Origin of the sequence: Halobaculum roseum (genome assembly GCF_019880245.1) — an archaeon.
Lineage (GTDB): Archaea > Halobacteriota > Halobacteria > Halobacteriales > Haloferacaceae > Halobaculum > Halobaculum roseum.
This window is the reverse complement of record NZ_CP082286.1, coordinates 877,091-891,793: the sequence shown is the minus strand read 5'-3', so window position 1 is coordinate 891,793 and position 14,703 is coordinate 877,091. Positions and strand designations below refer to the sequence as shown.

The window sequence follows — 14,703 nt, the reverse complement described above, 5'->3', positions numbered from 1 at the left end:
TTCCGTCACCTGCATCAGATGTCCACCCACTCCGCCTCGGGCGCGTGCTCCTTGATGAACTGCTTGCGGGGCTCGACCGAATCGCCCATCAGGACGTTGAACATGCGGTCTGCGGCCGCGGCGTCGTCGATCGTGATCTGTTTGAGCACCCGGTTCTCGGGGTTCATGGTCGTCTCCCACAGCTGTTCGGGGTTCATCTCGCCGAGCCCCTTGAACCGCTGGACCTGGTCGGGGTTCCCGTCACACTTCTCCTCGACGATGGTCTCGCGCTCGGCCTCGGTCATCGCGTCGTAGGTCGTTCCCCGATAGCGGATGCGGTACAGCGGCGGTTGGGCGGCGTACACGTACCCCGCCTCGATCAGCGGGCGCATGTGCCGGTAGAACAGCGTGAGCAACAGCGTCCGGATGTGCGCGCCGTCGACGTCGGCGTCGGTCATCATGATGATCTTGTGATAGCGCGCCTCCTCGATGTCGAACTCGTCGCCGACCCCGGTGCCGACGGCGGTGATCATGTTCCGGATCTCGTCGTTCTGGAGCACCCGGTCGAGGCGGTGCTTCTCGACGTTGAGGATCTTCCCGCCCAGCGGGAGGATCGCCTGGAACTCGGGGTTACGTCCCAGCTTCGCCGACCCGCCCGCGGAGTCGCCCTCCACGATGAACAGCTCCGAGTCCTCGGGATCGCGGGACTGGCAGTCCGAGAGCTTCCCGGGCAGCGCCGTCGACTCCAGCGCGGACTTCCGCCGGGTGAGCTCCTCGGCCTGTTTGGCCGCTTTGCGGGCGCGCGCGGCCTCGGCGGCCTTGCTCACGATCGTCTCGGCGGTGTCGGGGTTCTCCTCGAAGAACGTGCCGAGGTGCTCGTGGACCGCCGACTCGACGATCCCGCGGACCTCGCTGTTCCCGAGCTTCGTCTTCGTTTGTCCCTCGAACTGCGGGTCGGGGTGCTTCACCGAGATGACGGCCGTCAGCCCCTCGCGGACGTCCTCGCCCTTGAGGTTGCCGTCGAGGTCGCCGATGAGGCCGTTGTCGTTGGCGTAGTCGTTGACGACGCGCGTCAGCGCGGTCTTGAACCCGGTGAGGTGGGTCCCGCCCTCGCGCGTGTTGATGTTGTTGGCGAACGCGTGGACTGACCCCTGGAGCTCGTCGGTCGCCTGCATCGCGACTTCCACCTGCACGACGCCGTCCTCGGCCTCCTCGTCGGCCTCGAAGTACACCACGTCGCGGTGCAGCGGCGTGCGCGTCTCGTTGAGGTACTCGACGAACTCGCGGATGCCGCCGTCGTAGTGGAACGTCTCGGTGACGCCGTCGCGCTCGTCGGCCAGCGTGATCGTGACGCCCTCGTTCAGGAACGCCAGCTCGCGCAGGCGGTTCGCGAGCGTGTCGAACGAGAAGTCGGTCGTCTCGAAGATGTCCGTGTCGGGCCAAAACCGGATGGTCGTGCCCGTGTCCTCGTCGGACTCCATGTCGCGGACGCGCTCGAAGGCGCCCTCCTCGGGCTCGCCGTGGTCGAAGCGGTGGCGCCAGACGGCGCCGTCGCGCTTCACCTCCACTTCGAGCCGCTTCGAGAGCGCGTTGACGACGGAGACGCCGACGCCGTGGAGCCCGCCCGACACCTGGTAGGACTTGTTGTCGAACTTCCCGCCGGCGTGGAGGACCGTCATGATGACCTCCAGGGCGGGACGGTCGTACTTCTCGTGGCTGTCGACGGGGATTCCGCGCCCGTCGTCGGAGACGGAGACCGAGCCGTCGTCGTGGACGGTCACCTCGATCTCGTCGCAGTAGCCCGCGAGCGCCTCGTCGATGGAGTTGTCGACGACCTCGTAGACCAGATGATGGAGGCCGCGAGAGTCCGTAGAACCGATGTACATCGCCGGGCGCTTGCGGACGGCCTGGAGGCCCTCCAGCACCTGAATCTGCCCGGCACCGTACTCACTATCCCCTGAATCTGACATAGGAACCTTACCAGCCCCTAACGGAGCCCCGGTTATAAGTCCTCCCACGCGCGCGCGTGAGCGCCCCGTGATACCGTCCGGTGGTCACGTCCATCCCGTCCCCTTGGCGCGCTCCTCCTCGCGCTGTGTGCGGCTCGGAGGGCCTGAACGAGCGGTCAGCCGCCGAGTTCGTCTCGAACGCCCCGGTCACCGCGAGCGTCGGCGCACTTCCCTGACACCGCGTCGACGCCCCGTTCGACACCGCGTCGGCGACGGCGGCCGGCGCGGATCGTCACGACGCTCATCCGCGTTCACTTTCACCGCGGTGAGGACACGGTTATAACCCCACGTCGGATAGGGGTTGCCACGAGAATGACGTCGTTCCAGTCGCAACTCGGCGAGGACCAGGGGATCGCCGACGAGCTGGCCGAGGGCCAGCGGGAGATCTCCATCGCCGAGTTCTTCGAGAAGAACAAGCACATGCTCGGGTTCGACTCGGGCGCCCGCGGGCTGGTCACCGCCGTCAAGGAGGCCGTCGACAACGCGCTCGACGCCTGCGAGGAGGCGGGGATCCGCCCCGACATCTACGTCGAGATCAGGGAAGTAGGAGACTACTACCGGCTGATCGTCGAGGACAACGGCCCCGGGATCACCAAGGCACAGCTCCCGAAGGTGTTCGGGAAGCTCCTGTACGGCAGCCGCTTTCACGCCCGCGAGCAGTCGCGCGGCCAGCAGGGGATCGGCATCTCCGCGGCCGTCCTCTACTCCCAGCTCACCTCCGGCAAACCCGCCAAGATCACTTCCCGGCCGAAGGGACAGGCCGACGCGCAGTACTTCGAGCTGATCATCGACACGGACACGAACGAGCCGGAGATCAAAGCCGAGCGCACCACCTCCTGGGACCGCTCGCACGGCACGCGCATCGAGATAGAGATGGAGGCGAACATGCGCGCGCGCCAGCAGCTCCACGACTACATCAAACACACCGCCGTCGTCAACCCCCACGCGCGCCTCGAACTGCGCGAACCCGGGCTCGACGGGCCGATGAAGTCCGAGCGCGGCACCGACCAGCTTCCCGACGAGACCGAGGAGATCCGTCCGCACCCGCACGGGGTCGAACTCGGAACGCTGATCAAGATGCTGGAGGCGACCGAGAGCTACTCCGCGTCGGGGTTCCTCCAGGAGGAGTTCACCCGCGTCGGCAAGAAGACCGCCGACAAGGTGATCGACAACTTCCGCGACCGTCACTTCGGCCGGGAACTCGGCTGGAGCGCCGACGAGGCCGCCGTCGCCGACGCCATCGCCGACGCGGTGTCGAACAAGGGCGCCGACGCGACCGACTTCTTCGCGGGCGAGGTCGCGAGCACGCTCGCCGAGCGCGAGCGCACGAGCCATCACGAGCTCGTCGGGATCGTCGACAACGTCGCCGACGCCGCCGAGGACGAGTACGGTACGCGCTTCGGCGGGACCGTCCGCGACAACGCCGTCGAGGCCGCGTGGGCGACGATGACCGCCTACGACGAGGAGACCGACGAGGACGAGCTCACCGGCGACCTGTACGGGCTCGTCGACGACGCCACCTCGACCCGGAAGGACGACGCGGTCGTCGCCGGGATGGCCGAGCGGCTCGCCCGACGGTTCGCCGCCGGCGACGAACGGACGCGCACGACCCACGCGCAGCTGCGCGCGCTCGTCGACGAGGCGGCCGACGACACCGAGGAGTTCGACGACGCGACGTTCGGCGACACCGCCCGCGAGAACGTCGTCGAGGCGCTGTGGTCGCGGATGGTCACCGTGCCCGACGACGCGCCGAAGGTGCGCGAGGCGGCCGCCGACCGCGACACCGCCAGCGAGCTGCTGGAGGCGATGCGCGAGACGGACATCCTCGCGCCGCCGACGGACTGTCTCGCGCCCATCACCTCGGAACTCGTCGAGGCCGGCCTGCGCAAGGAGTTCGACGCGGACTTCTACGCCGCCGCGACGCGCGACGCCGAGGTCCACGGCGGCGACCCGTTCATCGTCGAGGCCGGCATCGCCTACGGCGGCGAGCTGGAGGAGGGCGGACAGGTCGACCTGCTCCGGTTCGCCAACCGAGTCCCGCTCGTCTACCAGCGGGGCGCCTGTGCGACGACCGACGTGGTGAAGGGGATCGGCTGGCGCAACTACGGGCTGGACCAGCCCGGCGGCTCCGGAATGCCCAACGGCCCCGCGGTGATCATGATCCACGTCGCCTCGACGAACGTGCCGTTCACGAGCGAGTCGAAGGACGCGCTCGCGAACATCCCCGCCATCGAGGACGAGATCGAGCTCGCGGTCCGGGAGGCCGCCCGCGAGCTGAAGAGCTACCTGAACAAGCGCCGCTCGATGCAGAAGCGCCGCGAGAAGCAGGACGTCCTCGGCCGGATCCTCCCGGAGATGGCCGAGAAGGTCGCGGAGGTGACCGGGCGCGATCACCCGAACATCGAGGGCGCGATGGCGCGCATCATGAACAATGTCGGCGTCGAGCGCGAGCGCGACGGCGACACCGTGCGCCTGATCGTCGAGAACCACTCCGACCGGACCGAGGAGCCCGACGTGACCGACATCGTCTCCGCGGAGCCGACGGACGTGCCGGATGAGGCCACCGTGGTCGACCTCGACGGCGAGTGGTTCGTGAAGTGGAACCCGAGCGTCCCCGGCGGCGAGGAGGCGACCCTGGAGTACACCGTCGCCGGCGACGCCGAGTTCGACGTGAACGTCGACGGCATCGAGAGCGAGAAGCTGACCGTCAACGCCTGATATGAGCGCAGACACACCAGAATCCGACACCAAGCTGAACGAGGCCGAGGCCCGCGAGCAGCTGATCGACCTGGCGGCCGACATCTACGATCAGTTCGAGCGCGGCGACATCCCGCAGATGAGCCTGCCGACGCGGACGAAGAGCAACATCGTCTTCGACGACGAATCCGGCGTGTGGGTGTACGGCGACCGTACGTCCACCCGCTCGGCCAACTCCGTGCGCGGCGCGCGAAAGCTCCTGAAGGCGGCCTACACCGTCGAGTTCCTCGCCCAGCAGCTCGACGAGGACCGCTCGTCCACCCTGCGTGAGCTGTACTACCTCTCGGAGTCGTGGGACTCCGAGGACGCGGGGTTCAACGACCAGGACGAGTCGAACCAACTGGTCGAGGACCTCGAGATCGTCTCGGGCGTCACCCGCGAGGACTTCCACATGCGCCCGGAGGAGTCCGGGGCGACGCTGATGGGTCCGCTGGAGCTCCGCGAGCAGACCCGCCGCGGCGAGCGCGACATCCACTGCCAGGAGGACGTCGGGGAGGGCGGCTACCAGATCCCCAACAACCCCGACACGATCGAGTTCCTCGACCACGACATCGACTTCGTGCTGGCGGTGGAGACCGGCGGCATGCGCGACCGGCTCATCGAGAACGGCTTCGACACCGACTACAACTGCCTCGTCGTCCACCTGAAGGGCCAGCCGGCGCGCGCGACCCGGCGGATCACCAAGCGCCTGCACGACGAACTCGACCTCCCGGTCGTGGTCTTCACTGACGGCGACCCGTGGTCGTACCGCATCTTCGGGTCGGTCGCCTACGGGTCGATCAAGTCCGCGCACCTCTCGGAGTACCTCGCGACGCCGGAGGCAGAGTACGTCGGCATCCGCCCGCAGGACATCGTCGACTACGACCTGCCGACGGACCCGCTGGCGGACTCGGACGTGAACGCCCTCGAATCGGAGCTGGAGGACCCGCGCTTCCAGACCGACTTCTGGGAGGAACAGATCGAACTGCAGCTCGACATCGGAAAGAAGGCCGAACAGCAGGCGCTGGCGGCCCAGGGGCTCGACTTCGTGACCGACACGTACCTCCCCGATCGCCTCGGGGAGATGGGTATCCTCTAACGGGCGTTCGAGTCGAGTTCCCGGTCGCGTTCGTCGTCGCGGTCTCCGTCCCGGCCGTCGTCGCGGCCGGCCGTCCACCGATCAGTGGCCGGGGGCTCGCGCTCGGTCGCGCTCCGCAGGCGGTCCAACTCGGCGTCGATATCGTCGTCGTCCCCGAACGGCCCGTTCGCCTCGTCGGCGCACGCCGAACAGTAGACGTTCTCCCCCGACTTCCCGGTCCACAGCGGTAGCCCCGCGAGGTAGAACCGTTCGGCGTAGCGGCGGTGTTCTCCGCGGAACACCCGCCGGCCGCAGGCCGAACACGGTTCCGGGGGGTTGCGGACGCGCTCGCGGTCGACGGCGCGTTCCGTGCCGAAGGTCCGGACCGACTTCACGCCGTCGCGGGCGACGCGCGGGAGCGTCGCCGTCGCGAGCGCGATGAGGAGGAACACGAGCGCGCCGACCGCGACCGCGACCGCCGAGACGTTCGCGATCAGGCCGGCCCCGACCCACACCGCCGCCGCGAACGCCGCGACGAGGCCGAGCCCGACGCCGGCGACGGTCGGGAGATCCATCCCCGACCCTCGGTCGCCGCCGCGGAGGCGCTCGGTGCCGTCGGCGTACACCTCCCGGCGCGGGCCCCCCGAGGTGTACTTGTAGAACGCGTACAGGACGTTCCCGAAGCCGCCGGTGAGGAGGAACAGGAGCAGGTGGATCGGCACCCGGCCCACGCCGCGCTTGCGGAGGACGACGCGGTCGCCGTCGTCGGAGAGCGTCTCCCAGCCCTCGGCGTGCAGGTCGGCGACGCGGCGGCGGAGCCACGCGCGGTCCTCCGCGCTGGGCGACCCGTGTCCACGGCCCGAGCCTCGCTCGGGTCGGTCGCGATCGGTCGAACCCACGGGGCGGCCACAGCCCGAACAGAACCGGTCCTCGGGGTCGATCCGGGTTCCGCAGGCCTCGCAGGTGTGGGAACCGCCGGCCGCAGTCGATCGGGAGGGCATCGCCGGAATGTCACTCGCCGGAGGGGAAGTAGCTTGCGTGCAGTGTCGATGCGAGGTGGCTTCACCGCGGCGTCATCGGCCGGTGCTGCGGGCTCACGCCCCCGACCCGACTCGTTCCGACTCGTTCCGACTCGGCCCGACCTGCCCCGACCCGTTACTCCGCCGACTCGTCGAGCGCGACGGGGATCGATCGCTTCGCCACGTCGCTCGCGAACGCCGCGGAGTCGGCCGCCAGGAACGCCTGCGTGTTGTAGTGGATCGGGACGACCAGGTCGGGGTCCATCCGCCCGGCGAGGTCGGCCGCCTCGGGGGCGCTCATACACACCGATCCGGAGATGTTCGCGAGAAACAGCGAGGCGTCTATCTCGGCGAACGCGTCGAGCGCGTCGGAGTCGCCGGGCCAGAACACGGAGGTGCCGTTCGCCCCGACGGTGAACCGATAGCCGACGCCGAACCCCTTCGGGTGCGTGACGGAGCCGTCGGCATCGGCGTGCGGGCCGTCGGGCTCGTTGTACGCCGGCACCGACCACACGTCGCCGACGCCGTCGACGGCGACGTGATCCTCCTCGCCGATCCGGACGACGTCGAACGGGAGGTCGTCGACGGGCTTCACGTCGCGGTCGATGTTCGCGGCGTCGACGCCCTCGTACACGACGACGGTGGCGTCGTCGGCGGCGACGCGCTCGATCCCCTCGGAGTCGTAGTGGTGGTCGTGGGTGACGACCACGAGGTCGGCGTCCATCGGTCGGTGGTCGGTCGCGCGCGGGTGCGCGGCCTCCTTCGGGTTGCCGCCGCCGGGGGGCGTCCACTCGCCCGAGAGCACGCCGTAGCGTCCGGGGTCGGTGTAGACGACCGTGCCGTCCGCGCTCTCGACGCGCGCGGTGGCGTAGCCGTACCACGTGACTCGCAGGTCGTCGTGTCTGACGGTCATGCCCGGGCGTCGGGTCGGGACGCCCCTATACGTACCGTTCCCCGAGCGGGCCCGCCGAGAAGCCGAGCGTGAACACGAACAGGACGAACGTGAGCGCGCCGAGGCGTAGCGTCGTCGTCGAGGCGGCGCCGCCGGCGGCGACGACGAGCGTGGCGAAAAGCGCCGCGACCGTGGCGGCGGCGAGCAACGCCTGCAGCGGGTACTCGCGGAGGAGACGGCGTGTGTCCATGTCCGGGCGCACGACCGCCCCCGAGTAGTGTCTTGTCACTCGGCGTCGGCGGCTCCGACGAGGCGCCGCAGGCGCGCGAGCGAGTCGGCGTCCGCGGGCGCCTTGTCCTCGCGAACCGCGACGAACCGGGGGAACCGGAGCGCGTACCCGGAGTCGTAGGTCGGGGAGGTCTGGATCTCCTCGTAGCCGACCTCGAACACGGCCTCGGGCGCGAACGCGACGCGCTGTCCGGACTCCGAGCGCACGTACGGCTCCAACAGGTCGGTGAGGTCGGCCAACTCCTCGTCCGTGATGCCGGTCGCGACCTTCCCGACGGTGGCGTACCGCCCGTCGTTGCCGTCGTCGCTGTCCGGCGGAGCGTCGCCGCCGGTGTCCCCGTCCGACGGCGCCCCGTCGCCGTCGGCGACGCGGACGCTCACCTCGAAGGTGCCGAACAGCTCCGCCCGGCGCCCCTCGCCCCACTCGGCGCCGGTGACGATGAGATCCAGCGTCTCCACGTCGGGTTTGCGCTTGAGCCACTCCTTCCCGCGGTTCCCGGGGTCGTACGTCGACTCCGGGCGCTTGAGCATCACGCCCTCGTGGCCGGCCGACAGCGCCTCGGCCTCGAACGCCTCGATCTCGTCGGCGTCGTCGGAGACCAGCAGCTCGGAGACGCCCTCGTCGAGCACCTCGTGAAGCCGGTCGTGGCGCTCGACGAGCGGCGCGTCGAGCAGGTCGTCGCCGCCGGCGTGCAGGCAGTCGAACGCGCGGAGCTCGACGCGCACCTCCTCGCGCATCCGGTCCACGTCGTGTTTGCGCCGGAAGCGCCGGAGGATCTCCTGAAACGGGAGCGGCTCGCCGCCGTCGTCGACGGCGACGGCCTCGCCGTCGAGGATCGCAGGCGCGCTCGCGTGCTCGCGGACGTGTTCGACCAGCTCCGGGAGCGCGGCGGTCACGTCCTCCATGTTGCGCGAGTAGATCGAGACGAGGTCGTCGGTATCAGCGTCCGCGCCCGTGGACCGATCGGACTCCTCCTCCTCGTAGTGGATCTGCACCCGCGCGCCGTCGTACTTCGTCTCCACGACCGCCTCCTCCCACGACTCCAGCGCGTCGGCGACGGTGCCCGACTGCGCGAGCATCGAGCGGACCGGCCGCCCGACCGACAGCGACACCTCCCGAAGCCCTTCCTCGCCCTCGTCGCGGGCGATCCGGGCGACGCGCCCGTGGTCGTTCGTCACCTGCAGCGCGCGCTCGACGAGCGCGACCAGCTCCTCGGTTCGGTCGTCCTCGTCGCGCTCCTCCGTCGGCGTCGTCACTGACGCGCCGAGGAACGCCTCGGCGGTGGCGTCCCGGAGCGTGCCCGAGCCGACGCCGATCCGCATCTCCCCGAGTACGAGCCTGGCGAGGATCTTCGCCTCGACCGGGCTCGCGCGCGTGAACAGGCCGAACAGCGTGTCCTCGCGGAACGACTCGCTGCCGTCGCCCGTCGCCTCCGCGACGGCGACCAGCTCGTCGTACACCTCCCGGACGGTCAGATCGTTGCCGTTCCCGGCGCCGTCGGCGTCGTCGCCGGTGCCGGCACCGTCGCCGCCGGCGAAGGCGGCGAGGCCGGTCTGGCCGCCCAGATCGAGGTCGGCGGCGACGGCGCCGATCTCGCCGGTCTCGGCGAGGCGCGCCTCGATGTCGTCGGCAGTGACGTTCGCGCCGGCCGCGCGCGCCAGCGCCGCGTGACACAGCGCCGGGCCGACCGAGAGCGTCCGGCCGTCCCAACCGGGGAACACGGCCCCGCGGAGGAACCGCGCGACGACCGGGAGGTCGTCGCTCCCGGACGCCGCGTCGCCCTCGGCGGCCGCCAGCGTCTCGGCGACGAGCGCGACGGTCGCGAGGTCGCCGGGCTCGGCGGCCATCGACTCGGCGCGCTCGGCGAACGTTGCGAAGTCCATGCCGGCCCGAAGTCGGGCGGCGAGAATAACTCCGACGACTCGCGCCCGCGGGTGCAGAAGCGGGTGCGGGAGGGGATGCGGGAGGGGATGCAAAAGCGGGTGCGGGAGCGGGCGACACCGGCCGCGAGGGTCGATCCGCGACGTTCCCTCAGGACAGATCGCCGGGCGCCGATTCGAGATCCGCCGCGGTCGGATCAGCGGCGTCCCGCCGGATCGAGAGCTGCTCGTCGAGCCAGCGTTCCTGTCGCTCGCGGCCGCCGATCCCGGCCAGCGGCTCGACCGTCTCCGCGCCGGCGGCGGCGATCCGGCTGAGCAACCCGCCGCGTTCCTTCAGCGCGTCGCGCATCGGCCGGTCGGCGAACACGATCACGCGCTCGTACTCGTGTTTGCGGACGTGGGAGGCGACATCGCTCACCACCTCCATCGACCACCGCGCCTGCGCGGCCGGCTCCAGCTCGGTGAACTCCCGGTCGATGCCCTCGACCTCCTCGTCGGGGTCGATCACGCCGTGGCGCTCCGAGAGGACGACCCACTCGTCGCAGACGAGCTCGGCGAGCTCGGCCTTCTTCGTGAAGAAGGCCGTCGCGTAGCGATCGACCGCGGTCCCCCGCCCCCGGAACGGACAGGCGCCGGCCTGCACGAGCCCCAACGTCTCCATATGCGACGATCCGGGGATTCATTTATAAATCTTGGTTCTCGATTACGATAGCAACGAACGGGCTCCCTCGACGGGTTGAAGGACGCCGCGAGTGCATCGGGGACCATGACCGACGCCGACGGGGATCTCGCAGCCAGGGTCCGGAGCGTGTTGGATACCGACCCCGAGGAGTTCCGAAAACGGGCGGAGGCGGACGCGGAGACGGTGAAGGCGGAGCTTCGCGACGGGACCTTCGACAACCACCAGTCGATCATCGGGCTGGAGTACGAGTTCTACGCGGTCTCGGAGGGTCGCTGGCGTGAGGGTGGCGACGGCGACGCCGACGGCGACGCGAACGCGGGCGAAGCGACCGCGGCCGACGTGAACGCGCCCCGTCTCAGCAGGGTTCCGCGGCGCCTGTTGGAGCTCATCGGCTTCGAGAAGGAGCTGGGGCTGCACAACGCCGAGATGACGACGAGCCCGCAGCCGCTCAACGCCGCCGGCGTGCGCGCGCAGTCGGCGGAGGTCCGCGCCCGCCTCGAGGCGGCCGAGGAGACGACCGGCGCCGAGGGGATGCGCCTCGTCTCGGACGCGATGTGGACGGTCCCGCCGGTCGGCGAGACCGCCCGCGAGTACCTCGCCGACTCCGTCGAGGACGACGGCGTCCGCATCGCGACCAACATGAGCGACGCCGTGCGCTATCACGCGATGGCGAACGGCCCCGGCGCGGAGTCGTTCTCGATCGACGCCCCGCACGTCGACCTGACGGCGGACACGGTGATGCCCGAGAGCCTCATCACGTCGATCCAGCCGCACTACCAGGTCGCGAGCGCGGAGGACATCCCCCGCTACCACAACCTCGCCCTCCGGGTCGCCGGGCCGCTGCTCGCCCTCGGCGTCAACGCCCCGTTCTTCCCGGCGGACCTGTACGCCGCCGACGCGACCGCCGAGGACGTCCTCGCCGACGGTTGGCACGAGAACCGGGTCGCCGTCTTCGAGTCCGTCCTCAACGAGGAGGGCGCCGAGAAGGTGACGTTCCCCGAGGACCTCGACTCCGTCGAGGAGGCGGTCGACCGCGTCGCCGCCGACCCGACGATCGTCCCGATGCCCGTCGGGGAGGGCAACCGCTTCGACGACGCGTTCGCGACGCTGCGCCGCAAACACGGGACCTACTGGCGCTGGGTGCGTCCGGTGTTCGAGGGCGCGACCCGCTCGGCCGCGAACGCGCGCATCGAGTTCCGCCCGATCCCCGCACAGCCGACCGTCGGCGACTCGATCGCCTTCCTCGCGGCGTTCGCGGGCCTGATGGAGAGCCTGCCGCGGCGGCGCCACCCCGTCTATGACCTCGACTGGGGAACCGCCCGCGACAACTTCTATGCGGCCGTCCACGACGGCATCGACGCCGATCTCTCGTGGGTCACGACCGACGGCGTCGAGACGACCGACGCCGACGCGATCTTCGACGACCTGCTGTCGCACGCCGAGGCCGGCCTGGAGGACGTCGGCCTCTCCGAGACGGAGGCGAAGTCGTACCTCGAACCGCTGCGCTGGCGTGCCGGGAGCGGCGTCACGCCTGCCGCGTGGAAGCGCAGCCGGGTCCGCGACCGGCTCGACGACGGCGCCGACCTCGGCGACGCGATCCCCGCGATGCAGCGAGCGTACGTGGAGCGACAGCGCGAGACCCTGTTCGACGGCACGTTCGCGGACTGGTTCGACGAGTAGCGTTCGGGTCGGTCAGCCCGTGACTGTCCCCGCCCGCTTCGCGAGTTAGAAGCCGATGTGTGAGGTGGAACTCGGCCCGTCGTCGTCGTCGCGCGCCCCCTCGTGGCGGTAGGTGTAGTCCTCGTCCGCGAGGTACACCGCGCCGTCGTCGACAGCAATGTCGACGGCCGTCAGCGACGTTCCCGCGGCCTCGCCGTTGTCGCAGTCGCCCGAGCACGTGTCGAACATGGAGCCGTGCTTGGGGCAGATCACCTCCCCGTCGCGCATCGCCGCGCCCCGGCCGCGGTCGAGGCGCTGGTACTCGTGGGGACAGACGTTCACCCACGCGCGGACGCCGGGGTCCTCGCGACAGCGGACCAGGATCACCTCCCGGTCGGTGCCGTGGGGGTCGCTGACGGTGAACAGGTGCGAGCCGCGCTCGGGTACCTCGTCGATCGACGTGATCCGCTCGCCGGGGGCCATCGGCGTCGCGTTCGCCGTCCGGGTGCAAAAACGTCGGTGTCCCGCGGATCCGGGACCGAAGAACCGGGCGTCGGAACCGTGAGAACGAACCGAGTCGTCAGGCGGTGAGCTCGTCGATGTCCTTGTGCTTCGTGACCTCGACGCCCTCGTCGGTCACGACGCACATGTTGATCCCGTTGCCGGAGGCGGTGTCGCGCTCGACGGCCGACTTGATCGCGCGGGCGGCGACGCGCTTCGCGTCCTCGATGGACATGCCCTCGTCGTACTCCTGTTCGAGCACGCCCAGCGCGAACTGCGAGCCGGAGCCGGTGACGGTGTACTCCTCCTCGGTCATGCCGCCGGCCGCGTCGATGGAGTAGATGTGTGTACCCTCGTCGTCGACGCCGCCGAGGATCGGCTGGACGATGAAGAACGCCCCCGAGCGGAGGAGGTTCCCGGTGAGCGTCGACAGCGCCTGCATACTCATGTCCTTGCCGCGGCGGGTCTCATAGAGGTTCGTCTCCGCCTTCAGCGTCTGGATGAGGTTCTGCGCCGCCGAGACCGATCCCGCGATCGTGAGCGCGCCCGTCGGGTGGATCTGCTCGACCTTCTGGACGTCCTTCGAGGAGACCATGCGACCCAGCGATGCGCGCATGTCGGTCGCGAGCACGACGCCGTCCTCGGTCCGCAGGCCGACGGTCGTCGTCCCGGTCTTCATCTCGCCTTCGCCGGTCGCCTGGGCGCGACGCTCGTCGGCGTTGGGGAACTCCCCGAGTTCCGGTCCGAACACGGTTTCGTCGCCGCCGATGGCGTCGAGGTCCGCGAGGTCACTAGATGGTCGCATTGACGCGTGGTTGGGCAGCGCCGCTGATAAATGCACCCTTTGAGGAACCCGGTCGGCGGCGACGCCATCGCTCGGTCCCCGGGGCCTCGTCGCCATCGCGGGTGGTGATAGCACCGCCGCTCGGAGACGAGAGAATCAGAGAATCCGTCGTCGTCGGCCGTCGGAGACGGCCGTCGGACCCGCGCCCGTTACTCGCCCCCGTTCGTCGACTCGCCGGTCGCGTCGACGACGGCCTCGTAGGTCTCGCGAATGCGGGAGACTGCGGCTCCCATGGGGAGGCGCACCCCGGCCTTGCGAGTGAGCAGTACCAGCGGGAACGCACAGATCCCCGCGAGCACGGTCAGGTGGTGGATCGCGTGAACGCCAGCGCGGCGGGCGGCTCGGACGGCGTGGGTCATACCGGTATCACCTCGTGGAGCCGTGCCCACTCATAAACGTGTCGGCTCCCCCGATGACGACGATCGCGTCGCCCTCTTGCGGTTCGACCGTTCATGCCGGGATCGGGGATCGTCGTCCGGTTCCCGCCGTTGAGAGTCGGACCTTTCGACGGATTGACGCGCGGGTTCGTCATAACTTACGGCGAACCAGCGGGTTCGGTGCGCGTTCCCATCGCGCCGGCCGCGAGCGCGCTGAGCGCGCGGGAGTGGCAACTTTGAACCCGATCCGGTGGCTACCGACAGGGTACAATGAGACAGCGTCGGTCGACGACGACACGCGCGAACGGAACCAACGGGTTATTGTCCGCAGGCCGGGGAGGTGTGCTGTGAGCAACTATCTCGTCGCGTTAGAGGCGGCCTGGTTGGTGCGGGACGTGGAGGCGATCGACGACGCGATCGGCGTGGCGGTCAGCGAGGCGGGCCGGCGTCTCAACGAGGCGAACAAGGAGTTCGTCGACGTGGAGGTCGGCGCGACGCCGTGTCCCGCCTGCGGGGAGCCGTTCGACTCGGCGTTCATCGCCGCCTCGACCGCGCTCGTCGGACTGATGCTGGAGATCGAGGTGTTCAACGCCGACAGCGAGGAGCACGCCACCCGCATCGCCAAAAGCGAGATCGGCGGCGCCCTGCGCGACGTCCCCCTCGACGTGCTCGACGTGATCGAGACGGAAGCCGACGACGAGGACGAGTAGGTCCCAACCGCCCGCGGTGCGGTCCGCGGCGACCGAACGATTTTTAAT

General features: G+C 69.9%; 13 protein-coding genes. 4 read left to right on the top strand and 9 right to left on the bottom strand.

Features of this window, described 5'->3' with window-relative positions:
• Positions 1-14 precede the first annotated feature (14 nt).
• Positions 15-1,949: a DNA topoisomerase (ATP-hydrolyzing) subunit B gene (gene gyrB / locus K6T36_RS04495; protein WP_222922784.1), complete on the bottom strand. Its 1,935-nt coding sequence runs from the start codon at positions 1,947-1,949 to the stop codon at positions 15-17.
• A 351-nt stretch (positions 1,950-2,300) separates the two neighbouring features.
• On the opposite strand from gyrB, the gene K6T36_RS04490 reads away from it, so the two are divergent.
• Both K6T36_RS04490 and K6T36_RS04485 read left to right on the top strand, forming a co-directional pair.
• Positions 2,301-4,706, top strand: coding sequence for a DNA topoisomerase VI subunit B (locus tag K6T36_RS04490; RefSeq protein ID WP_222922783.1), 2,406 nt, complete (start codon positions 2,301-2,303; stop codon positions 4,704-4,706).
• Between the two features lies 1 nt (position 4,707).
• The gene (locus K6T36_RS04485) at positions 4,708-5,823 is read left to right on the top strand and encodes a DNA topoisomerase IV subunit A (RefSeq protein WP_222922782.1); all 1,116 of its coding nucleotides are present in this window, start codon (positions 4,708-4,710) and stop codon (positions 5,821-5,823) included.
• Here the strand turns inward: K6T36_RS04485 and K6T36_RS04480 are convergent.
• The 5 genes from K6T36_RS04480 to K6T36_RS04460 form a co-directional block, all read right to left on the bottom strand.
• A complete protein-coding gene (locus K6T36_RS04480; RefSeq protein WP_222922781.1) occupies positions 5,820-6,803 on the bottom strand; it encodes a zinc ribbon domain-containing protein in 984 nt (327 codons plus the stop codon). The two genes, K6T36_RS04485 and K6T36_RS04480, sit on opposite strands and share 4 nt — an antisense overlap.
• Positions 6,804-6,957: 154 nt before the next feature.
• Positions 6,958-7,734 (bottom strand): MBL fold metallo-hydrolase, encoded by a 777-nt coding sequence (locus K6T36_RS04475; RefSeq protein ID WP_222922780.1) that lies wholly within the window; start codon positions 7,732-7,734, stop codon positions 6,958-6,960.
• Positions 7,735-7,759: 25 nt separating this feature from the next.
• The gene (locus K6T36_RS04470; RefSeq protein WP_222922779.1) at positions 7,760-7,963 is read right to left on the bottom strand and encodes a hypothetical protein; all 204 of its coding nucleotides are present in this window, start codon (positions 7,961-7,963) and stop codon (positions 7,760-7,762) included.
• Between the two features lie 35 nt (positions 7,964-7,998).
• Entirely contained in the window at positions 7,999-9,885 is a 1,887-nt protein-coding gene (ligA, locus tag K6T36_RS04465) for an ATP-dependent DNA ligase LigA (RefSeq protein ID WP_222922778.1), read from the bottom strand.
• 148 nt (positions 9,886-10,033) lie between these two features.
• Entirely contained in the window at positions 10,034-10,543 is a 510-nt protein-coding gene (locus K6T36_RS04460) for a DUF6884 domain-containing protein (protein ID WP_222922777.1), read from the bottom strand.
• A gap of 105 nt (positions 10,544-10,648) precedes the next feature.
• Here K6T36_RS04460 and K6T36_RS04455 point away from each other — a divergent pair, with 105 nt between their 5' ends.
• The gene (locus K6T36_RS04455) at positions 10,649-12,244 is read left to right on the top strand and encodes a glutamate-cysteine ligase family protein (RefSeq protein ID WP_222922776.1); all 1,596 of its coding nucleotides are present in this window, start codon (positions 10,649-10,651) and stop codon (positions 12,242-12,244) included.
• Positions 12,245-12,289: 45 nt separating this feature from the next.
• On the opposite strand, the gene K6T36_RS04450 is transcribed toward K6T36_RS04455, so the two are convergent.
• The 3 genes from K6T36_RS04450 to K6T36_RS04440 form a co-directional block, all read right to left on the bottom strand.
• Complete coding sequence (locus tag K6T36_RS04450; protein WP_222922775.1) at positions 12,290-12,706, bottom strand: Rieske (2Fe-2S) protein; 417 nt, start codon at positions 12,704-12,706, stop codon at positions 12,290-12,292.
• A gap of 97 nt (positions 12,707-12,803) precedes the next feature.
• Entirely contained in the window at positions 12,804-13,529 is a 726-nt protein-coding gene (gene psmB / locus K6T36_RS04445; protein ID WP_222922774.1) for an archaeal proteasome endopeptidase complex subunit beta, read from the bottom strand.
• 188 nt (positions 13,530-13,717) lie between these two features.
• Complete coding sequence (locus K6T36_RS04440; RefSeq protein WP_222608228.1) at positions 13,718-13,927, bottom strand: hypothetical protein; 210 nt, start codon at positions 13,925-13,927, stop codon at positions 13,718-13,720.
• A gap of 365 nt (positions 13,928-14,292) precedes the next feature.
• On the opposite strand from K6T36_RS04440, the gene K6T36_RS04435 reads away from it, so the two are divergent.
• Complete coding sequence (locus K6T36_RS04435) at positions 14,293-14,655, top strand: DUF555 domain-containing protein (RefSeq protein ID WP_222608227.1); 363 nt, start codon at positions 14,293-14,295, stop codon at positions 14,653-14,655.
• Positions 14,656-14,703: the final 48 nt, after the last annotated feature.